This is a genomic window from Bacteroides sp. 51, assembly GCF_010500965.1.
GTDB lineage: Bacteria > Bacteroidota > Bacteroidia > Bacteroidales > Bacteroidaceae > Bacteroides.
Window position 1 is genome coordinate 1 of record NZ_QVMI01000038.1, and the last position, 21,397, is coordinate 21,397.

At 45.2% G+C, this 21,397-nt stretch carries 16 protein-coding genes; 7 read left to right on the top strand and 9 right to left on the bottom strand.

Features of this window, described 5'->3' with window-relative positions:
- From D0T87_RS20685 to D0T87_RS20710, 6 genes are all read left to right on the top strand, one after another.
- A partial coding sequence (locus tag D0T87_RS20685) for a DnaB-like helicase C-terminal domain-containing protein (protein WP_304521318.1) occupies positions 1–1,103 on the top strand: 1,103 nt, incomplete at its 5' end.
- A gap of 118 nt (positions 1,104–1,221) precedes the next feature.
- A complete protein-coding gene (gene sppA / locus D0T87_RS20690; RefSeq protein WP_163177665.1) occupies positions 1,222–2,991 on the top strand; it encodes a signal peptide peptidase SppA in 1,770 nt (589 codons plus the stop codon).
- A 16-nt stretch (positions 2,992–3,007) separates the two neighbouring features.
- Positions 3,008–4,108 (top strand): tetraacyldisaccharide 4'-kinase, encoded by a 1,101-nt coding sequence (gene lpxK, locus D0T87_RS20695; protein ID WP_163177667.1) that lies wholly within the window; start codon positions 3,008–3,010, stop codon positions 4,106–4,108.
- A complete protein-coding gene (locus D0T87_RS20700; RefSeq protein WP_163177669.1) occupies positions 4,071–4,877 on the top strand; it encodes a purine-nucleoside phosphorylase in 807 nt (268 codons plus the stop codon). The genes lpxK and D0T87_RS20700 overlap by 38 nt, the downstream gene beginning before the upstream one ends.
- A gap of 41 nt (positions 4,878–4,918) precedes the next feature.
- Positions 4,919–5,947, top strand: coding sequence for a thiamine-phosphate kinase (gene thiL / locus D0T87_RS20705; protein WP_163177671.1), 1,029 nt, complete (start codon positions 4,919–4,921; stop codon positions 5,945–5,947).
- 165 nt (positions 5,948–6,112) lie between these two features.
- Positions 6,113–8,308: a PAS domain-containing protein gene (locus tag D0T87_RS20710; protein WP_163177672.1), complete on the top strand. Its 2,196-nt coding sequence runs from the start codon at positions 6,113–6,115 to the stop codon at positions 8,306–8,308.
- On the opposite strand, the gene D0T87_RS20715 is transcribed toward D0T87_RS20710, so the two are convergent.
- The gene (locus D0T87_RS20715; protein ID WP_370526948.1) at positions 8,303–10,729 is read right to left on the bottom strand and encodes a glycoside hydrolase N-terminal domain-containing protein; all 2,427 of its coding nucleotides are present in this window, start codon (positions 10,727–10,729) and stop codon (positions 8,303–8,305) included. The two genes, D0T87_RS20710 and D0T87_RS20715, sit on opposite strands and share 6 nt — an antisense overlap.
- A 261-nt stretch (positions 10,730–10,990) precedes the next feature.
- Between D0T87_RS20715 and D0T87_RS20720 the strand changes: the two genes are divergently transcribed.
- Complete coding sequence (locus D0T87_RS20720) at positions 10,991–12,526, top strand: glycoside hydrolase family 28 protein (protein ID WP_163177675.1); 1,536 nt, start codon at positions 10,991–10,993, stop codon at positions 12,524–12,526.
- Between the two features lie 51 nt (positions 12,527–12,577).
- On the opposite strand, the gene D0T87_RS20725 is transcribed toward D0T87_RS20720, so the two are convergent.
- From D0T87_RS20725 to D0T87_RS20760, 8 genes are all read right to left on the bottom strand, one after another.
- Positions 12,578–12,940 (bottom strand): VOC family protein, encoded by a 363-nt coding sequence (locus D0T87_RS20725; RefSeq protein WP_163177677.1) that lies wholly within the window; start codon positions 12,938–12,940, stop codon positions 12,578–12,580.
- Between the two features lie 96 nt (positions 12,941–13,036).
- On the bottom strand, positions 13,037–13,840 hold the full coding sequence (locus tag D0T87_RS20730; protein ID WP_163177678.1) for a helix-turn-helix domain-containing protein: 804 nt from the start codon (positions 13,838–13,840) through the stop codon (positions 13,037–13,039).
- Between the two features lie 70 nt (positions 13,841–13,910).
- Positions 13,911–14,489 (bottom strand): LUD domain-containing protein, encoded by a 579-nt coding sequence (locus tag D0T87_RS20735; protein WP_163177680.1) that lies wholly within the window; start codon positions 14,487–14,489, stop codon positions 13,911–13,913.
- A complete protein-coding gene (locus D0T87_RS20740) occupies positions 14,486–15,871 on the bottom strand; it encodes a lactate utilization protein B (protein WP_163177682.1) in 1,386 nt (461 codons plus the stop codon). Before D0T87_RS20740 ends, D0T87_RS20735 begins: the two co-directional genes overlap by 4 nt.
- Entirely contained in the window at positions 15,868–16,674 is an 807-nt protein-coding gene (locus D0T87_RS20745; RefSeq protein ID WP_163177684.1) for a (Fe-S)-binding protein, read from the bottom strand. Before D0T87_RS20745 ends, D0T87_RS20740 begins: the two co-directional genes overlap by 4 nt.
- A gap of 90 nt (positions 16,675–16,764) precedes the next feature.
- Positions 16,765–18,198 carry an aldehyde dehydrogenase gene (aldA, locus tag D0T87_RS20750; protein ID WP_163177686.1) on the bottom strand — a complete coding sequence of 478 codons (1,434 nt, stop codon included), beginning with the start codon at positions 18,196–18,198 and terminating at the stop codon, positions 16,765–16,767.
- Positions 18,199–19,236: 1,038 nt separating this feature from the next.
- A complete protein-coding gene (locus D0T87_RS20755; RefSeq protein WP_163177688.1) occupies positions 19,237–20,394 on the bottom strand; it encodes an acyltransferase in 1,158 nt (385 codons plus the stop codon).
- Positions 20,395–20,437: 43 nt separating this feature from the next.
- The gene (locus D0T87_RS20760; RefSeq protein ID WP_163177690.1) at positions 20,438–21,256 is read right to left on the bottom strand and encodes an alpha/beta hydrolase; all 819 of its coding nucleotides are present in this window, start codon (positions 21,254–21,256) and stop codon (positions 20,438–20,440) included.
- Positions 21,257–21,397 lie beyond the last annotated feature (141 nt).

The following is a 21,397-nucleotide window of genomic DNA, read 5'->3' on the forward strand; positions in this document are numbered from 1 at the left end:
GAAAAGCATTGCTTGCACGGCTGGGGATGGAACGGTGTAAAATAATGGAGTATCCCCAGGGGTGTAAGGATGCAAATGAGGTGTTACAGGCCCACCACCACGCCCTACGGGCACCCCTCCTCAAAAAGGAGGGGAGTTACGATGCCGCAGAAAACCCGGAAGCAGGAGGAGAGCCGGCGAGGCGCCGGAGCCAGATTCACGATGCCGGCAAACAGGTACTTGCCTCGCTGCTGGAGGAAGCGCAGGAAGTGCCGCTGGAAGGGGTATTCAGTCTGAAAGATGTGAGCCGGGATTTAAGGGTGCTCTTTGAGGAAGGCATACAGCCCGGAGCAGATACGGGCTGGCTGGACTTTGACAAGCTCTGTACGTTTGAATTGGGGCGGCTGTGTGTGATAACAGGCGTGCCGGGATCGGGAAAGTCGGAGTTTACGGACGAGCTGGTGATGCGGCTCAACGTGAGGCACGGGTGGAAGGCGGCATTCTTTAGTCCCGAGAATATGCCGTTGACGTATCACTTACGCAAGCTGATGGAAAAAGCCACCGGGCAACCCTTTGAGGTGGGACTGATGCCGGAACCGGACTATTGCCGGGCCGAACGGTATATACAGGAGAATTTCAGCTTTATACTGCCCGAAGAGGATTTTACGGTGGATCATATTCTGGATATTGCCCGCGAGCTGGTGCGCAAGCAGGGAGTAAGGATACTGAGCGTGGACCCGTTCAACCGGTTTGAGCATCAGATACCGCCAGGGCAAACAGAGACACAGTACATATCGGCCGTGCTTGACCGGTTTACCAACTTCGCCCTAAGGAATAACTGCCTGGTGATTCTGGTGGCGCACCCAAGGAAGATGAATAAGGCGCCGGGGCAACTAAAGGAGCCGGTGCCAGGGTTGTATGACATCAATGGGTCGGCTGCATTTTACAACAAATGCGATTTTGGAATGACTGTAGACAGGGATGATCAGGCAAAGGTAGTGCGCATACATATACAAAAGGTGAAGTTTAAACATCTGGGAAGCAGAGGGGAGGTGGCGCTGAAATATAATGAACGCAATGGGAGGTATGGTGACGATAGTGAGGGAGTTTTGGCTTTTCATTAAAAAAATCGCCCCTACCTGTGACAAATTGAAAATTGGTGCGACTGATAGGCAAAATGTCAACTCAATTATTTACCTTTGCTAACGACTGCCGCGTTAGCGCTAAAACTATATAAAAAAGATGAAAGACTTTCTAAAATTCACAGGCGCCACAGTTGTGGGAATTGTATTATCGAGTGTTGTAATGTTCCTCATCAGCATTATGGTTCTTGTTGGTATGCTATCCAGTGCAGATACTGAAACGATAGTTAAGAAGAACTCAGTGATGATGCTTGACCTGAATGGTACGCTATCTGAACGCTCTCAGGAAAACCCCTGGGATAAACTGCTGGGCAGTGACAACACCGTTTATGGTTTAGACGATATTCTGGCGTCTATCAAAAAAGCCAAAGAGCATGACGATATTAAAGGTATCTACATTCAGGCGTCATCATTAGGTGCTTCTTTTGCCTCATTACAAGAAATCCGGGAAGCCCTTGCAGATTTCAAAGAAAGCGGCAAATTTGTATATGCATACGGAGATTCCTACGCGCAAGGTCTATATTACCTGTCGAGTGTGGCAGATAAAGTGATGCTGAATCCTAAAGGAGCAGTAGAGTGGAAAGGACTTGCCGCACAACCAATGTTCTTCAAAGGATTGCTGGAAAAGATCGGCGTAGAGATGCAGATATTTAAGGTAGGTACCTACAAATCGGCAGTTGAACCATTTATCAACACCGAAATGAGTCCCGAGAACCGCGAACAAATGAAGGAATATGTAAATTCCGTATGGAATAGCGTGGTAAGCGAGGTTTCCGCATCACGTAAGCTAAGCGCCGAAAGCCTGAATGAGCTTGCGGATCAAATGTTACTGTTCAGCCCTGCTGAGAAGAGTGTAGAAGCCGGACTGGTAGACACACTGATTTATCACAATGACATACGCGATTATATTAAAACGCAAATAGGAATAGACGAAGACAAAAATCTTTCGGTACTGGATCTGAAAGATATGATCAACGTTAAAAAGAACGTTCCAAAAGATAAAAGCGGTAATATAGTAGCTGTATACTATGCATTTGGTAGTATTACATCAAGTGAGGCTTCGATGAGCGACGGTGAAGGGATTGCTTCGGATAAAGTAATCAAAGACCTGCGCAAACTTCAGAAAGATGAAAATGTTAAGGCGGTGGTACTACGCGTAAACTCGGGTGGTGGTAGCGCATATGCATCAGAGCAAATATGGTATGCCGTTGAGGAACTGAAAAAAGAAAAACCCGTAGTTGTTTCCATGGGCGACTACGCAGCATCGGGTGGATATTATATTTCTTGCGGAGCAGACTGGATTGTAGCAGATCCGACTACGCTGACCGGTTCTATTGGTATTTTTGGTATGATTCCTAACGTAGAAGGGCTAACCAACAAATTGGGATTAAACTTTGATATCGTAAAAACAAATAAGTTCTCTGACCTTGGTGTTATAGGCCGTGCCATGAACAATGACGAAAAAGCATTGATACAGATGAGCATCAATGAAGGGTACGATTTGTTTATTACCCGTTGTGCCGAAGGACGTAATATGACCAAAGAAGCAATTGATAAAGTTGGCCAGGGACGTGTGTGGACCGGAGAAAAAGCACTGGAACTGGGTTTGATTGACGAACTGGGCGGCATCGACAGAGCATTGGAAGTGGCTATCGAAAGAGCAAACATCGAAGGATATACGGTGGTAAGCTATCCGGAAAAGGAGAATATACTTACCTCTATCCTGAACGATAAGCCAACCAATTATATTGAAACCAAATTGCTGAAAAATAACCTGGGTAATTATTATAAAGAATTCAATTTACTGAAAAATCTCGAAAATGCTGATTATATGCAGGCAAGAGTGCCTTTCAGTTTGAATATGGAATAGAATAAATGTTGCTGCAATGGAGGAGCATCTTGTTAAGATAAACAAGTGGCTATATCCGGTATCATTCCTTTATGGAATGGGAGTTGGCCTAAGAAATAAGCTCTTTGACTGGGGAATTCTCCAGTCAAAGAGTTTTGACATTCCAATCATTTGTATTGGAAACATTGCCGTTGGCGGCACGGGGAAAACCCCGCACACGGAATATCTGATCAATTTGCTTAAAGATAAATACCGCGTTGCCGTACTGAGCCGGGGATATAAACGCCGGACCAAAGGGTATGTATTATCGGATTCGGGAAGCAGCGTTCGCAGCATTGGCGACGAACCGTATCAAATTAAAAAGAAATTTCCCCATATCACTGTGGCCGTCGACGAGAAGCGCGTCCGGGGGATAGAGAACTTATGCAAGCTGGATAAGCCTAAAATAGAACTGATTTTATTGGATGACGCCTTCCAGCACAGGTATGTTGAAGCCGGAATGAATATCATATTAACCGATTACCACCGGTTGTTCTGTGACGATGCCCTACTACCTGCCGGCAGACTTCGTGAACCGGAGAAAGCCAAAAACAGGGCGCAACTTGTTATCGTGACAAAATGTCCGGAAGATATAAAACCCATAGATTATAATATTATTGCCAAACGACTGGGGTTGTTTCCTTATCAGAAGCTGTTTTTTTCGTCTTTCCAATATGGCAATTTAATCCCGGTATTTCCCAAAACAAACATTACAGCCAGAAACCTCTCTTCACTTAAAAGGAGCGAACATGTTCTATTGGTAACGGGCATCGCATCGCCCACCATTATGAAGGAAGAAATATGCCGGTACACGCGGCATGTAGAATTGCTCTCCTTTGGCGATCATTACAATTTTAAGAACAAAGATATTAAACTGATTACAGATCAGTTCAATAAGCTGCAAGGCGAAAAAATCATCATTACTACTGAAAAAGATGCTACCCGGCTGGCAACCCACCCGGCCATAAGCGAGGAGTTGAAAAAGCATATTTACGCACTCCCGATAGAGATTAAGATATTACAGAATCAAGAAGATACGTTTAATAAAACAATTATAGACTATGTTAGAGCAGATAAAAGAAACGGCATCATTCCTTAGAAATAAGATGCACACAGCCCCAGAAACAGCAATCATTCTAGGTACAGGACTAGGTAGTCTCGTTAACGAAATAACCGAAAAATATGAAATCAGCTACGAGGTAATACCCAACTTCCCTGTGTCGACAGTAGAAGGCCATAGCGGAAAACTGATTTTCGGAAAACTTGGCAATAAAGATATTATGGCTATGCAAGGCCGTTTTCACTACTACGAAGGCTACTCGATGAAGGAAGTGACCTTTCCGGTACGTGTAATGAAAGAGTTAGGCATCAAAACCTTGTTTGTATCTAACGCAAGCGGTGGTACGAACCCTAACTTCGAAATCGGCGATTTAATGATTATTACCGACCACATCAACCAATTCCCCGAACATCCGCTAAGAGGTAAGAATCTGTATGGCGACCGTTTCCCGGATATGAGCGAAGCCTACTCGAAGGAACTTATTGAGAAGGCTAAAGGGATTGCCAAAGAGAAGGGGATTAAGGTGCAGGAGGGTGTTTATGTGGGCACGCAAGGCCCGACATTCGAAACTCCATCCGAATATAAACTATTCCGTATCATGGGTGGCGACGCCGTGGGCATGTCTACCGTACCCGAAGTGATTGTAGCCAACCACTGCAAGATCAAGGTATTCGGTATGTCGGTTATTACCGATCTGGGCGTGGAAGGAAAAATCGTGGAAGTATCGCATGAGGATGTACAAAAGGCAGCTAATGTGGCACAACCGCTAATGACTGATATTATGCGTGAGCTGATAAACCGCGCATAAGCGGCAACGTGGCGCTGCGAGATTTTTAATTATAATCAAACATGAAAACGGAAATAGCATCGTTAGGTGAGTTTGGCCTGATCCGCCGACTCACCCAGGATATAGAACTTAAAAACGAATCGAGTAAATATGGTGTGGGAGATGATGCGGCGGTACTCTCCTACCCTGATAAAGAAATCCTGGTCAGCACGGACCTTCTTATGGAGGGTGTGCACTTTGACCTGACTTATGTTCCTTTGAAGCATTTGGGATATAAGGCGGCGGCAGTGAACTTTTCGGATATCTACGCCATGAACGGTAGCCCCAAACAGATTACCGTATCCATTGCGTTGTCTAAACGGTTCTCTGTTGAAGACCTGGAAGAGTTTTATGCCGGAATACAACTGGCTTGCAAACACTATAATGTGGATATTGTAGGAGGAGATACCAGTTCTTCATTAACCGGACTGGCTATCAGCATTACCTGTATTGGCGAAGGAGAGAAAGGACGCATTGTATACCGCAACGGCGCCAAAGATACGGACCTGATCTGTGTAACCGGAGATTTGGGGGCAGCCTATATGGGATTGCAACTTCTGGAACGTGAGAAGGCGGTCTTTAGAGGTGAGGAGGATGTTCAGCCCGATTTCGAGGGGAAAGAGTATTTGTTGGAGCGCCAACTGAAACCTGAGCCGCGCGCTGATATCATCAAACGTTTGGCAGAGGCTAATATCGTTCCTACGGCTATGATGGATGTTTCTGACGGTTTGTCGTCTGAGCTTATGCATATTTGCAGCCAGAGCGATGCGGGTTGCCGGGTGTATGAGGAACATATTCCTATTGACTACCTGACGGCGGTAACAGCGGAAGAGTTTAATTTGAATTTAACGACTTGTGCCATGAATGGCGGTGAAGATTATGAACTTCTGTTTACGGTTCCTATTGCCGATCATGAGAAGATTGCAGAGATGGAAGGCGTTAAATTGATTGGGCATATTACGAAGAAAGACCTGGGGTGCGCTCTGATTACACGAGACGGGCAGGAGTTTGAGCTGAAAGCACAAGGGTGGAATCCGTTGAAGGAGGGGTAATACCTGGATTGCTTCACTGCGTTCGCAATGACGAACAGACACGAAAGGGGACCGTTTTATCCAGTTAACTACATGGACCTCAGTATTTTCGTTAATTTCCATTGCAGGAAATAAAAACTATTATTATTTTTGCGCAACCTTCACTAAATAACAACTACTTTGCTAATGAACCCTGAGGAGTCAAGACTAGAGAACCGACGACTAAACTTATTACTGGAAATCGCCAAAATCGGATGGTGGGAAGCTGATCTTATCAATGAAACATATACATATTCCGATTACACAGCGGAAGCACTAGGTCTGGATAAGAGCAGTTGTTCCTTTGCCACATTCCACCGCATCATACGGGAAGATTATAGTTCGTACCTTGTTCAGAATATGATGAATATTAAGGAAGGGGATACGATTACTGCCGAATTTCCGGTTCTAACTCCTAACGGAACCAAGTGGGTGCTTTCAAAATACAGTATAAAAGATCTGGAAAACGGAAAACCGGTTACACTGCTAGGCAGTATAGAGTTTATTGATGGTCCTAAGGAGACTAAGAACAAGGAGTATCTTGAGCATCTTTACCGGTATATGCCCATTGGCTATCAGCAAACCAAACTTATTTATAAAGATGGGGTGGCTGTTGATTATGAATTTACAGAAATAAACAAGAAGATAGAATACATAAGCGGTAAATCCCGTGCCTGGATATTATCCAAAAAAGGTAGCGAACAAGAGTATGCTTTCGAAAAAGAGCTAAACCGCATGGTCCGGATTGTCAATACCGATAAGCATATTGAATATAACTATCTGGAAGTAGAAACCGACAGGCATTGCCGGGCTATTATGTTCTCGCCACAAAAAGAAGTTATCGTAACGCTGTTATTGGACGTCACCGATACGTATCATGCTCATGAAGCCCTACAAGAAAGCGAACATCTACTGAGAGACATCTATGACAACCTTCCTGTTGGCCTGGAAGTTTTTGATAAAAACGGTATCCTTATTAAAGCAAACGAAAAAGATGTTGAGATTCTGGGAATGGCTTCCATGGATGATTATATGGGAGTAGATATCTTCAAACATCCCATATTACCATTGGAGGTTAAGGAAAGAATGAAACGCGGAGAAAGGATTGACTTCAATTCAAGTTATGAATTCAGCCGTGTAATGGAAAACTATTACAAGAAACTTCCGGTAAAGAAAGGTGTAACCAACCTGACCACCAAAATTGTTCCGGTTCTGGATAATAACAACCAGATTCAAAACTACCTCTTTATCAATATAGACAATACCGAAACGACCAACGCTTATCTACGCATTCAGGAATTTGAAGAGAATTTTTCTTTAATAGCAGATTTTGCCAAGGTAGGTTACTTTAAATGGAACCTGATAAAGAAAGAAGGATTTGCCATTAGTCAATGGTTTAAAAACCTGGGGAAAGATCCCAATACACTGGTCACTGAAGATATTGATGAGGCATACAGTACGGTTGATCCGGAAGACCTTCGCGCGATCAAAGAATTCCACGCTCTGGCTATGGCTGGAAAAGCCAAAACGCTGGACCGCGAGATTAAAGTATTAGGGAAAGAAAGCGACTCACCCCGCTGGCTGCGTTGCACGCTAACCATAAAGGAGTATGATCCCGATGACAGTATTGAGGTGATCGGCGTCAGCGTGGATATTACAGAACTGAAGGAAATGATATTGGCCAAGGATAAAGCCGAAGCGCTGGACAAACTGAAGTCGGCTTTCCTGGCAAGCATGAGCCATGAGATCCGCACGCCGTTAAATGCGATTGTGGGATTCTCGGATATGCTTTGTATGATAGACGACCCGGCGGAAAAAGAAGAATATGTGCGTATCATTCGTCATAACAATGACTTGCTTCTTAAACTGATATCAGATATTCTGGACTTATCGAAGATAGAGGCTAACATGCTGGAACTCAACAAAAACGAGATTAGCCTGAAAAGCCTGTCAAGCAATATTATAACTTCAATGCGGGTTAGAGAGACGGAACAGGTTAAACTGTTGTTTGACGAGACTCTGCCAGAGGTGGTTATGATTGGAGATCCGGACCGTATCAGCCAGGTGGCTACTAACCTGATCAGTAATGCATTGAAGTTCACAAAGTCCGGGCATGTGGAATATGGGTATAAAGTTGATGGGGATTCCGTTCTCTTCTATGTGGAAGATATGGATAAGATTTTTGACCGGTTCGTAAAACTAAACTCTTTTGTACAAGGAACCGGCCTGGGACTGCCGATTTGCCAAAGCATCGTCAACCAAATGGGAGGAAAAATGGGAGTTGAATCCAAGCTGGGCGAAGGTTCACGGTTTTGGTTCACACTCCCACTGTGGGCGCTATAAAGTAAATGTATACGTCTGCCCTGCTTTTGTTGATACATCATACAGATAGAACTCTTTCAGTTCAACTCCTTTTAAAGGAGCTTTCTCGCTGATTAACGGACGGGCTATTTGTTGTTTTACAAACAAGGGGTTTGCGTTAACACCCTCTGCCCGGGACAATGATTCGCCATTCAGTTTCAGTTGATTGTGGGCGCGCAGGCGTAAGTTACCTCCAATGGTCGATTTTATAACTGCCGATTCAATCTTTCCATCTTTCCATTTCAGTGATATGATTTCAAATCCACCACGGGTGCGAAGTCCTTTGATTTCTCCGTCTTTCCACGCATCGGGTAAAGCGGGTAATAAATGGATAGCCTCATCGTGGCTCTGCATCAGCATTTCTGCAATACCGGCCGCACAACCAAAGTTACCGTCTATCTGAAAAGGGGGATGTGCATCGAATAAATTAGGATATGTGCCTCCGTCTTGTCCTTTCTGCAATACGGGCGATACCAGGTTCAACTGATTGGTAATGAGCTTCAACGCATGATTTCCATCCAAACACCTTGCCCAGAAACAAACCTTCCATCCCATAGACCAGCCTGTGGAAGGATCGCCACGTTGTATCAAGGTATTGCGAGCGGCTTCGAATAAAACCGGCGAAGAGTAAGGAGAAATCTGATAGCCCGGGAAGAAACCCCACAGATGGGATATATGACGGTGATGATCACCGGGGTGGTCCCAATCTTCGAACCACTCCTGCAACTGGCCGTATTGCCCTACCTGCATGGGAGGAAGTTGCTTCTTTAATCCTGAAATGGTATCACAGAATGATTCATCTTTATACAAAAGGCGGGCAGCAGCTTCTGTGTTTGTGAAAAGATCAAATACCAATTGGTTATCCATTGTAATGCCGGCAAACAGATTGGCTTTTCCTTTTAAATGACGTGGAGCATTTTCGGGAGAGTTGCTGGGAGTAACGACCATATATCCTGTGTTGGGGTCTTCTACCAGGAAGTCGACAAAGAATTCGGAAGCGCTCTTCATGATCGGATATACACGGGCCAGGAATTCCTTATCGCCCGAATATAAATAACGATCCCACAAGTGCTGGCATAACCAGGCGTTGCATGTTGGCCACGGTCCGCAATATGCCCTGTCTACTGCACCGTTCATACGCCAGAGGTCGGTATTGTGATGCAACACCCACCCCCGGCAACCGTACATTTCGCGTGCAGCTTCCTGCCCGTTTTCATATAATTCGCTGATCATTTGCAGGAAAGGTTCATGCATTTCGGCCAGATTGGTTACCTCAGCGGGCCAATAGTTCATTTCGGCATTGATATTGGTTGTATATCTACATTTCCATGCCGGGTTTAGTTTGTTGTTCCAGATGCCTTGCAGGTTGGCAGGCTGTCCGCCAGGTTGTGAGCACGCAATAAGCAGATAACGTCCAAACTGGAAGTATAAAGAAACCAGATGCGGATCATTTGAAGTGGCAAACTCTTTCACACGGACATCCGTAGGTTTATCCGCTTGCGGAGTGCGTCCAAGTTCCAGAGAAACCCGGCGGTAATACTTTTGGTATTCATTAATATGCGCCTGGAGAGCTTTTGAGTAGTTCTTTCCGGCGTTTTTCAAATCGCTTTTATTGCGTTCAACCGGATCGGCAGATATATCTTTGTAGTTAACAAAGTTGGTTGCCATAGCTATATAGATGGTTGCGCTGTTGGCATTAGTAACCATCAACAGGCTATCGCCGGCAACGCTTTTACCCCCTTGAATATGCAACTTCAAATCGGCACGAAAACGCACTTTGCCTTCTGTAAATTCATCTCCCTTTGTAACTCCTTCCATCGTGAGCCGGTCTTTGCCGGAAGCCACGACATCGACCGCCTGCGGACAAGTCAGTTTGGTGTTGAATGTCAGTTTGCCGGGTTTAGAGGCAGTCAGGCGTACAACAACCAACTGATCGACAAAAGAGGTAAAGATTTCACGTTTATACTCTACCCCACCGACTGTGTATATTGTAGTGGCTACCGCCTTGTCAATATCCAGTTCGCGGCGAAAGTTGGTATAGTTTTCATGCCCTTCAAAATCCAACCATAAGCTACCAACGGTTTGATAAGGCATACCAAATCCGTTTTTGGAAAGGATCTTCTCCCCTGCCATCATCTGGGCTTCCGGATAGTTTCCATCAAAGATCAATTGGCGTATATCAGAAAGCGCTGCTTTAGCATCCGGATTATAGTTTTTGTAGGGTGATCCGGCCGAAACGGTTTCTTCATTCAACTGAATTTCCTCTTTTGCAGGATTACCGTATACCATAGCGCCTATTCTGCCATTTCCCAAAGGCAGAGCTTCTTCCCAATACTCAGCCGGTTTGTCATACCATAACACGGCTTGTTGTTGTGCATGTAAATGAACTCCCAGCATGATCATTAGAAAGCTGAGCGCTAATCTTGATAAATAGTCTTTCATGTTTTCAGTAATTCTTTTATATGATAATTAATTAGTGACAATATTAGCCATTTATTCATGCAACATGGGGGAATTATTAGCTTTTCGAAAAGATTTGAACAAATAATGCTCCAGATTGGATAATTAATCTACTCTTATTGCTCTGATTTAGATGAATATTGCTCTTTCTTTACAGAAATTCATCTTAGATTCGCAGAATTAATAACTAACCCATATTTAACGATGAAACGCATTTACGTATTCCTGACCCTATTGGTGCTTATCCTGCCACTTCACAGTAATGTCTATAATATAAAAGAACTGGGCGCCGATCATACCGGAAATAAGATTTGTACTGAGATTATTAATCAAACCATACTGAAAGCTCATCAGAGTGGTGGCGGTACTTTATATTTTCCGGCAGGAACGTATCTCACAGCTACCATCCGCATGAAAAGCAATATTGAGCTCCGGCTTGATGCAGGAGCCACTATCCGTTTCTCCGATCGTTTTGAAGATTATCTGCCCTTCGAAGAAATCAGGTGGGAGGGTACGGTAATGAATACGCTTACTCCGCTGATCTATGCCCGCAATGAGGATAATCTGTCTATTACAGGCAGAGGAACTTTAGACGGTAATGGGTTTAAATGGTGGGCGTATGACCGGAAGTTGTCTGCGGAAATCCGCAAGAATGGTAAACTCGGCCAGTTAACGGAGTTGCAGGAGTTATGGGTGGAGTCGAACAAAGAGCTTGTGGTGGAGGAGTATTATAAGAAGTCGTTGGAACGTAAGTTCTTTCGCCCCCCATTTATTCAGTTCTTTGAGTGCAGCAATATCCTGATTGAGAACGTTAAGATTATCAATTCACCCTTCTGGACTATCAATCCTGCTTTTTGTGACAATATAACGATTCATGGGGTTACTATAAATAATCCGTCAAAAGATCCCAAAGGTCCGAACACGGATGGGATTAACCCATCTTCGTGCAGTAACGTGCGGATTTCCGATTGTTTTATCAGTGTGGGGGATGATTGTATTACGATAAAATCGGGCAGGGATGGAAATGGCAGGAAATATGGCAAGCCTTGTGAGAATATCACCATTACAAATTGTATTATGCTTTCAGGGCATGGCGGGGTTGTTATCGGCAGTGAGATGTCGGGAGGGGTGAAGAAAGTAACTATATCAAACTGTGTTTTCAATGGCACGGATGCGGGAATCCGGCTGAAAGCTTCGCGAGGCCGGGGAGGTGTGGTGGAGGAAATCAGGGTAAATAATATTATTATGAATGATATACAGAGAAATGCTTTTATCTTCGATCTGTTTTACGACCGTCTGTCTACGCCTGAACCGGTTACGGAGCGTACGCCTACGTTCAGGAATATTCATTTAAGTAATATTACGGGGTCTAATATTGAGCAGATTGGGTATATATCGGGGATTGAGGAAATGCCTGTTGATGAGATCTCTTTCTCTAATATTAATCTGGAAGCCCGGAAAGGTTTTAAGGCGGAAATAGCAACGAATATCCGGTTTTATAACGCAGACTTTTCGGTGAAGGAGGGACCTTCGTGGAGTTTTAAGAATTGTAAGCATGTGATTCTTAATGATGTGAGATCAAAGAAGCCGATAGCCGGACAACCGGTTGTGGTTATGGATAATGTAGAGAATGGGGTTATTACGAACTGTTTCCAGATAACACCTACGGATGTGTTTTATGAGATTAAAGATTCGCAGGTGAGGATGGGGACGAATGGTATGGAGAATGGTGGGAAGTAGATATCGGCGTCAAGGGCGGACACAAGGCCCGCCCCTATGGAATTACAGGATTTAATCCTGGTATAGACCGATGCGGTTTCCTTCGCTATCTGTACACACGGCGAAATAACCTCTGTCTTCGGCTTCAATTTTGGTTTTAGGAATGGTCACCGTTCCTCCCTTGCTTTGAATGACGGATAAGGTCTTCTCCAGATCATCGCAATTAAAGTGGATGAGTACTCCGTGAGGCGAAGGCAGGAAATCTTTTGCCCAGGAGATGGCCCCCACAGACTTTTCGCCTTCATTGAAGAAAGCCATTTTTTCTGCATCGCAGTCCATAACCGGAAGCGTCATGTTAAATACAGTTTGGTAGAAGTCGACTGCCCGATTAAAATCGGCGGCCGGGATTTCGAAAAAAGAGATAAACTTGTTCATGTTCTTTCTGATTTAAATGATTATTCGTTTGTACTTTGCAAAGACATGACAAAGGTAATGGCAATGAATCTCCTGCGATAGGAAAAAAAAGACATCTTATCCTACAGAGAAATAATCGGAATAAGGGGCACAAACGGCAAGGTACTCCGTAGGAGTATAACCGGAGAATAGTTTAAACTCTTTGATGAGGTGCGACTGGTCTGAAAAGCCGCAGGTATATGCCAGTTGTGCAAAATCAATCGCCGGTTGCTGTTGCATGGTGTACAAGGCCCTCTGCATACGTACAATACGCATAAACTCTTTAGGGGTGGTGCCTACATGGTCTATAAATACGCGGTTGAATTGTTTGCTGCTCAGGCAGGCTATATCTGATAGTTTTGTTACGGTGGTTTGCGTTTGCCGGCCTATTTCGTCGATAGTGGCAGAGAGCCGTTGCAAATGGTAGGATGTATAAGTTGCCAGCCGTTGCATCAGAAAAGACTCGATATATTGTATGCAGGTATCGTTATCCGGGGTATCTGCCACACGTTTTGCCAGGTCGGAAAGGAGTATATCGTTGGTGTCGCAGACGGAGACATGCCGCCCGCGAAACTCATTCATCGGTAAACGGAAGAATATTTTTGCCGCATGAGGATGGAATACCACTGTGATCATATTCAGATCTCCGGTTGTTATGACATCCGAGAACCCAATGGTATGTCCGCATACCAGCGATTGAGGCTGCAATTCTTTCTCCGTCAGCGAGAAAAGCTGTTTCCCTTTATGAAAAACCATTTGCACACTGCCTACCGGAAAAATCCGTTCGGATACAGGCAATGTGGCATCATCCTGTAATATCCAGTAATGCTTTATGTAAGGTGCCAGTTCGGGACGGGGCTTTATGGTTCGAAACGATTGCATAATGTAAAAATAGTACTTTTACCTAAACCAGCGAGGCGCTGGACCCAGGTTTCTATGCAGACGATAACAATTATTTTAAAATAACCGTAACGCCACGCGCTCCATGTGCACCTACAACCAATGCTTGTTCAATATCGGCCGTTTTGGATGGTCCGGAGATGAACACGCCAAAGCCATATTCGCTATCCGGAATACGTTTATAGGCATCGTGCATGGTGGCTACAAGTTTGCTCTTATCTAACAGGATGACAAGATATTCGGAGATAAAATAAATCACTTTCTGCCGCACTTGTTGGGGTATCCAGATGCATCCGTTTTCTGCCACGCCGATCTCTCCTTCTATCACTGACAGATCCAGATTATCCAGTGCATGAGGATCATCTACCTCGTCGGGGTTTACGGTAGAAAGGGTTATGTCTGGCAGATTCGAAGCTATATTCCGGGCATCCGGATAGAGGGAACGAATCAGTTCGTTCACATCTTCTCCTTCTTTCAATTCAATGGCTTGCCCGCCCACAAAGCTGCTGATCTGAATGAATTGTTCTATATTATCGGTATAGCTAATCTGCTCCAGTGTTAATTCGGGCATATCGTAAGGAACAGGCGTATGGTTCTTTAGCCTGTTCATAAATTCGTTTCTTGTGCTCATCGTTCTTCTTTATTGTTTCCGACTTTTCCTTCTTTCCACAGGGTGGTGAATGATTTCTTTGCAAAGCGAGGCAACTCCCGGCCTTTCCCCCAGGCATTCAGTCCGTTGTATTTCAGAAAACGCGGGGTTACATTTACGATAGGTGCAAACCGCAGGGCTGTGTTATAGAGGCGTGGCCTTTTGAATAAGTACTTCATACCGCCCGACATGATTTTCTTCATGCGGTCGGCTTTGCCATAGTGGTCTAAATCCTGCCGCCAAAGGTAAATCTGATCGGCCAGATTGATTTTCACCGGGCAGACATTGTTGCAGGAATAACAAAGCGAGCAGGCCGACACGTTATCATAATAAGATAGCGGGTCTTTCGCCATGCCCAGATTGATACCGATAGGTCCGGGTATAAAATAGGTATAGGAGTATCCTCCGCTGCGGCGATACACCGGGCAGGTATTCATACAGGCACCACAACGAATGCATTTCAGGAGTTGATTGTGCGAGGTATTGCTTAGCGTATCGCTTCGTCCGTTGTCTACAATAATCAGGTGCATTTCACTGCCTTCACGGGGCTTGCGATAGTGCGAGGTATAGGTCGTCACCGGCTGTCCGGTGGCCGAGCGTGCCAGTAGGCGGGTGAATATGGCTAAGGCATCCAGGGTGGGTACGATTTTCTCCATTCCCATGGATACGATGTGTACAGGCGCGAGCGAGGTTCCCATATCTGCGTTGCCTTCATTGGTGCAGACCACGATGTCTCCGGTTTCGGCTACACCGAAGTTGGCCCCTGTCATGGCTGCATCGGCGGTGAGGAATTCGTTTCGCAGGAAGCGACGGGCGGTATGGGTCAGGTAGGTCGGGTCGCTATTGTCTTTCTCGGTTTGCATCTTTTCTTCAAAGAGCTTGCCTACTTCCTGGCGTTTCAGGTGGATGGCGGGCATGACGATATGGCTAGGTGCTTCGCCCATGAGTTGCAGGATGCGTTCTCCGAGATCACTCTCTACAACATCTATGCCTTGATGTTCAAGATAAGGGTTCAGATGGCATTCTTCGGTCAGCATGGATTTACTTTTTACCAGCTTCTTTACTCCGTGGGAGTGAAGGATGTCATACACCATCTGGTTGTGTTCATCGGCATCTTTGGCCCAGTGTACAATGATTCCGTTGGCTTCGGCTTTGTCGGCAAACTGTGCCAGATAGGTTTCCAGGTGGGTTACGGTGTGCATTTTGATTTCGTGTGCCAGTTCGCGAAGTTGCTCCCATTCGGGAATGTGCATCACCAGGTTGTCTCTTTTCTGGCGGACAAACCATAGGGTTTCGTTGTGCCATTGTTCCTGCGGACGGTTGGCTATGAACCGTGCGGCCGCTTTTGAATGTTTCGTACTCATAAGCCGGCGGATAGAATTTGAACAACATGAATAAACTTAATGGGAAGCTTTTGCCTTTCGACAACGCCTTGCATGTGCATCAGGCAGGAACTGTCGGCTCCGGTTATGTATGCTGCACCGATGGCCATGTGGTTGCGTACTTTATCTTCTCCCATGCAGGTGGAGACTTCGGGTTCTTCCACGGAAAACATGCCTCCGAAACCACAGCACTCGTCGACCTTTTGGGGTTCAAGGATTTCAATGTCTTTTACGAGGTTTAACAGGTCTTTTATTTTAGAATAACGGGGAATGTTGAGTTCGCTGGCAGAAGATAGTTTTAGTTCGCGCACACCGTGGCAACTGTTGTGCAGGCTTACTTTATGCGGAAAGATGCCGGGCATACTTGTTGGTTTGAGTATGTCGTGAATGAATTCACAGACATCGTATATTTTATCGCTCGCCTGGCAAAGGTGTCCGCCCGCTTTTAGTACATTGGGGTAGTTGAATTTTACGAAGGAGGCGCAACTTGCCGAAGGAGCTACTATATAGTCGTAGGCATTGAAGAGTTTCTCGAAAGAGAGGGCGAGCGGCAGGGCTTCATTCTCAAATCCTGCGTTTGCCATAGGCTGCCCGCAACAGGTTTGTTGCAAAGGGTAATCTACATCGCAGCCCAGATAGTCAAGTAATTTATAAGTCGCCACTCCTACTTCGGGATAAATGGCGTTTACGTAGCAAGGGATGAATAATCCGACACGAACAGCCTCACCCCGTCCCTCTCCAAAGGAGAGGGGGATGGGCTGCGCATCATTTAATTTATGAGTCATTAGTTTTATGTATCTATATATCTTTTATTACAAGGAACTTCACCCGCAGGAAGCCCCCTCTCCTTTGGAGAGGGCTGGGGTGAGGCTGTTCTATTTAGTTTCCAAATACACCACATGTGTTTGCAGATACTCTTCCAAACCATGTTTGCCATCGGCACCACCGATACCCGATTTGCGCCATCCGGCATGGAAGCCTTGCATGGCTTCGAAGTTTTCGCGGTTGATGTACGTTTCGCCGAACTTCAGGGAGCGCATCAACTTGAATGCGGCATCGAGGTTCTGGGTATATACGGAAGAAGTTAAGCCATACTCACAGTCATTTGCCCATTCAATGGCCTGATCGACAGTTTCGTATTCTACCACCGGCAGTACGGGGCCGAATGTTTCTTCCTGAATGATGTCCATTTTCTGGGTAGCGTTATCCAATATGGTTGGTTCGAAGAAATATCCTTTTGTACCGATGCGCTTGCCACCACATACTAGTGTACATCCCTGACTGATGGCTTTCTGTACTTTTTCTTCGATTGATTTCAATGCATTTGCTTCCACCAACGGTCCCATATCCAGATCGGCTACTTCATTTGGGTTGCCCACTTTCACGGCTTTCATGCCGGCTACGAGTTTCTCCATGAACAGAGCTTTCACTTTCTTATCTACATATACGCGTTCGGCACAGTTGCATACCTGGCCGGTATTGATGACGCGTGAAGCTATGATTGATTTTACAGCCAGATCCAGATCGGCGTCTGCCATCACGATAGCGGGAGCTTTTCCACCCAGTTCCAGCGATACTTTGGTAACATTCGGAGCCGCCGCCGCCATAGTTTGCTGACCGGCACCGACGCTACCTGTAAGGCTAACCATACCGACTTTCGGATTTGCAGCCAGTTCGCTACCGATCACGGAGCCTCTACCCATCACGAGGTTGAATACGCCTGCCGGAAGTCCGGTTTCTTCTACGATTTGCGCAAATACATAGGCATTTTCGGGTGTTACCTGACTGGGTTTTACTACGATGGTGTTTCCTGTTACCAAAGCCGGAGCAGCTTTACGGGCAATGAGGAAGAATGGAAAGTTCCAGGGCAGGATTCCTGTGGTTACACCGATAGGTTTTTTGAAGAGCATGATGGTTTCGCGTGGACGGTCGCTTTGGATGATTTCGCCTTCGTAACGGCGTGCCCAACCGGCCATATATTCCAGATAATCGGCCGTGAACAGTACTTCTACATTGGCCAATCCTTGTGTTTTACCACCTTCGCGAACAATAATATCGGTCAGTTCCTTTTCGCGTTTGCGGATACCTGCTGCCATCTTTATTAAATAGGAAGCTCTTTCCACTGCCGGGGTTCTCTCCCATGCGCCTTGCGCTTTCTCGGCGGCATCAATCGCTGTTTTTACATCATCAACGGTTCCTTCGGGCATCAGGGAAATCACTTCCTCGGTTGAAGGGTTTAATACATTAATCCATTTCCCTGTGGTGTTCTCTACGAACTTACCGTCGATAAACATTTTTAATTCTTTCATGGTACTTGTGTTTTATATTAAAAATTATGCAAACTTTGGAACCCTAAAATTAAGAAAATGAATAACCTAATGACTTTCGAAAATGATTTTTGTTTTAATGGAAATGATATTAAAGCAAAAATCACTCAGTTTCCGGATAGATATACAGGGATATTACATTATTTCGTATTTTTGCGTAGCATTGTACTAGAGGGGGTGTCTTACTGTAGGTTTACTCCACTTCGCCTACAGCTACCAATGACGTGGTCACTGTTCTACTTATGACACAGCCTCGCGGGAGCAGGGGGTGGACGTTGAAGTCAGCATAGAATTAATTCATTTCCATCCAGTTATGAGTGTAAATGATTAGCTGTAGGGGCGGTTCGCGAACCGCCCGAAAATGGTTTCCTGTGTATTCTGGGCATTGGGCGGTTCGCGAACCGCCCCTACAGTAAATCATTCCTTTCCATACCGTTTTACATTGTTTGTTTTGTGCGGAGAGTGACCATACACCCTACATATCTTTTCTCAAAAACGTGCTAAAAGTGTCACTCATTTCATTGGAAGCCTTTATTCAAGGGGCATATAAGGATGAGACTTTGTCTTTTTCCTACTAGCACTCATATAGCACTACTATCACACTCATGCCTGACGCAACTGGACGGACTTCTCCTTAATGACTTCTCAGGTTTCAATTGCCGGTTTCATTTCGTTTTCCCCACCTACATGGGGAAGCCTGCCCGACGTACATGGGGAAGAATCGAACACCTAGGTGGGGAAAGCGAAGTGGACCAGGCAATTGAAATTACTACAAGCAGAACTTCAAATTCAATCAAGTAGAACTTCAGATTCAATCAAGCTTCTACCCAATAGTTTGATGCTAGTAGTGAGACTAGAGTGCTAGCAGGAAAAAGACAAAGTCTCATTCCTGCATACCCCTTGAATAAAGGCTTCCAACAAAGCGAGTGCTACTTTTAGCACGTTTCTTCATTTTCTATGGTACAAAAAAACAGTTTCGAATCAATTCTTAACCTGCGTAACTCTGCGGTTAAAATCCCATCATTTCATTCCTGCTTTCCCTTCTTTCCGCAAAAACCTTTTCGTTAAAAACCGGCGGACCGGCTCATCATAAAGTTTCAAAGAAGCATACGCCAACAGAATACTACCTATCACCAAAGCCACGGCTCCGGGGAGAGATTCAACAAATGTGAGATCATTGTTTTTCACCCATGCATAATACCAATAAATAAAAGGATAGTGAACCATATATAAAGGATAAGAAATATCCCCCAGGAATTTACATATCCGAACCGTATACTTATCTGTCGTTTTGCCCGAAGCACCCAGGAAAACGATAAGCGGAAAGAACACAGCAAAACACAGCGTTTCATACAAGCCATTCATCCAGAAATGATCGGCTCCGCCCAGGCGGGGAACAGACAGTAGAACAACTATCGACAGGCTACACAGCCAAAACGCCCCCTTTATATGAACCGGCTTGAAGATGCGCGACAAGAGCAATCCCGCCGAGAAAGAGAAAAGCAAACGCAGGAAACCGCCCGTAAACTCCGTCCCCGTCAACTGAAACCCGGCACAGATATCACCATAAGGTCCGAAGATAGCAAATGTTGCCAATCCACACCCGGCGGCAACAACCAATACCGTAAGCGCTTTGGTAGAAAGCCGGCGGATAAACAATGCATACAAGATATTGCCGATGTATTCAAAAAACAACGACCACGTAGGCCCATTCAACGGATACATCTCTCCCAGCCCCCTGACTTCCATACCCGGCGTAGAGGGCAAGAGGAAAGCATTCAGCAAAGTCGCCATCAACAGCGCGCCTATCGTAACCTGCGAAACATCCCACACGGAGCATCCCTGAAGGTAAAACACAGCACCGCCGATGATCGCACCCAAAACAACCATCGGTTGCAGACGTATGACCCGGCGCTTAAGGAAATCCCATGTTTTCATCGTCTTCCAACGATCATCATACGCATACCCTACCACGAAACCGGAGAGGATAAAGAAAAAATCGACAGCCAGATAACCGTGGTTTATGTTCTGGTCCAGATGGCTGGTTGCAAAAGCTTCAAACAAATGGAAACAAACAACTGTAATTGCAGCTATCCCACGCAATCCGTCGAGGATATTGTAGTGTGGTTTAGTGTCAGCAAATGCAGCAGAGGGGGGTGGGGTCTGTTTTTGTGACATGAATATATGTGTTAATTTAATAATGATTTCTCTTACCGGCCGTTTATTTATGTTTGTTCAGATATTCCACAAGCAACATGCAACCGGGTGCACACATGCTCCCGTGGTCGAAGCCTTGCAACTCATACAGATATACACGCTCATTCCCTACTCCTTTGAGTACAGCGTATAGATGTGCATTTTCTTCATAGCGGGCCATCATTTCCAGTCTGCGATCTCCTGCAACCAAATGAATAGGGGGAGTATCTTTCCGGGCATGCTGTATGGGGGCAAACGCATCAATAAACGGAATGCCATCGGGCATTTTGCGCTCTTTGCGAATGGTATAATGAGTTACGGTCTGTCCGCTCAACGGAAACCATGCCATCATCTGGTCGGCATCCACACTATGTTTTGCCAGATAAGACTTGTCGAGTGCAAGTATCAACGCCAGATAACCACCGGCAGAATGGCCAGACACCACGATCCGTTCCTTATTACCGCCATACTTTCCGATATGATTAACCGTCCACGCTACAGCCTCGGCAGCATCCTCAATATAAGCCGGATGGGTGGCCTTCGGACTCAGGCGATAATTCACCGAAACAACAGCAAAACCCCGCTCCGTCAACTCCCGGGGAATATGTTTATTACCGCCCTCCAGTCCGCCGCCATGAAACCAGACAACGGTAGCGAAATTTGTTTTTCCTTCAGGGTAATAAACGTCCAACTTACAACGCTCCATACGATACGCATCCTTCTCGGTTGCAGGGATATAAGGAATGTCACGCTCGGTTTTATAAATATCCTGTGCTAAAACAGTCGATGTAAACAGGAATGACAGGATCAAAAGGAAAGACAGAGTCAGGCAATGTTTTTTCATATAGTAATTATATATTGATGGTTCAAGAACAGCTTTTGAGTTGATGGCAAACTTACATAAAAAGAATGATTTATAAGCGAGTCCAATAAAAATAATTAATGAACACAGAGTCACAGAGACACAAAGAAAGAATAAAAACTC

Bases quoted from the DNA above. Each gene is read 5' to 3' on its own strand.
- sppA (WP_163177665.1), top strand. From the start codon at position 1,222: ATGAAAGACTTTCTAAAATTCACAGGCGCCACAGTTGTGGGAATTGTA.
- lpxK (WP_163177667.1), top strand. From the start codon at position 3,008: ATGGAGGAGCATCTTGTTAAGATAAACAAGTGGCTATATCCGGTATCA.
- D0T87_RS20700 (WP_163177669.1), top strand. From the start codon at position 4,071: ATGTTAGAGCAGATAAAAGAAACGGCATCATTCCTTAGAAATAAGATG.
- thiL (WP_163177671.1), top strand. From the start codon at position 4,919: ATGAAAACGGAAATAGCATCGTTAGGTGAGTTTGGCCTGATCCGCCGA.
- D0T87_RS20710 (WP_163177672.1), top strand. From the start codon at position 6,113: ATGAACCCTGAGGAGTCAAGACTAGAGAACCGACGACTAAACTTATTA.
- D0T87_RS20715 (WP_370526948.1), bottom strand. From the start codon at position 10,729: ATGATCATGCTGGGAGTTCATTTACATGCACAACAACAAGCCGTGTTA.
- D0T87_RS20720 (WP_163177675.1), top strand. From the start codon at position 10,991: ATGAAACGCATTTACGTATTCCTGACCCTATTGGTGCTTATCCTGCCA.
- D0T87_RS20725 (WP_163177677.1), bottom strand. From the start codon at position 12,940: ATGAACAAGTTTATCTCTTTTTTCGAAATCCCGGCCGCCGATTTTAAT.
- D0T87_RS20730 (WP_163177678.1), bottom strand. From the start codon at position 13,840: ATGCAATCGTTTCGAACCATAAAGCCCCGTCCCGAACTGGCACCTTAC.
- D0T87_RS20735 (WP_163177680.1), bottom strand. From the start codon at position 14,489: ATGAGCACAAGAAACGAATTTATGAACAGGCTAAAGAACCATACGCCT.
- D0T87_RS20740 (WP_163177682.1), bottom strand. From the start codon at position 15,871: ATGAGTACGAAACATTCAAAAGCGGCCGCACGGTTCATAGCCAACCGT.
- D0T87_RS20745 (WP_163177684.1), bottom strand. From the start codon at position 16,674: ATGACTCATAAATTAAATGATGCGCAGCCCATCCCCCTCTCCTTTGGA.
- aldA (WP_163177686.1), bottom strand. From the start codon at position 18,198: ATGAAAGAATTAAAAATGTTTATCGACGGTAAGTTCGTAGAGAACACC.
- D0T87_RS20755 (WP_163177688.1), bottom strand. From the start codon at position 20,394: ATGTCACAAAAACAGACCCCACCCCCCTCTGCTGCATTTGCTGACACT.
- D0T87_RS20760 (WP_163177690.1), bottom strand. From the start codon at position 21,256: ATGAAAAAACATTGCCTGACTCTGTCTTTCCTTTTGATCCTGTCATTC.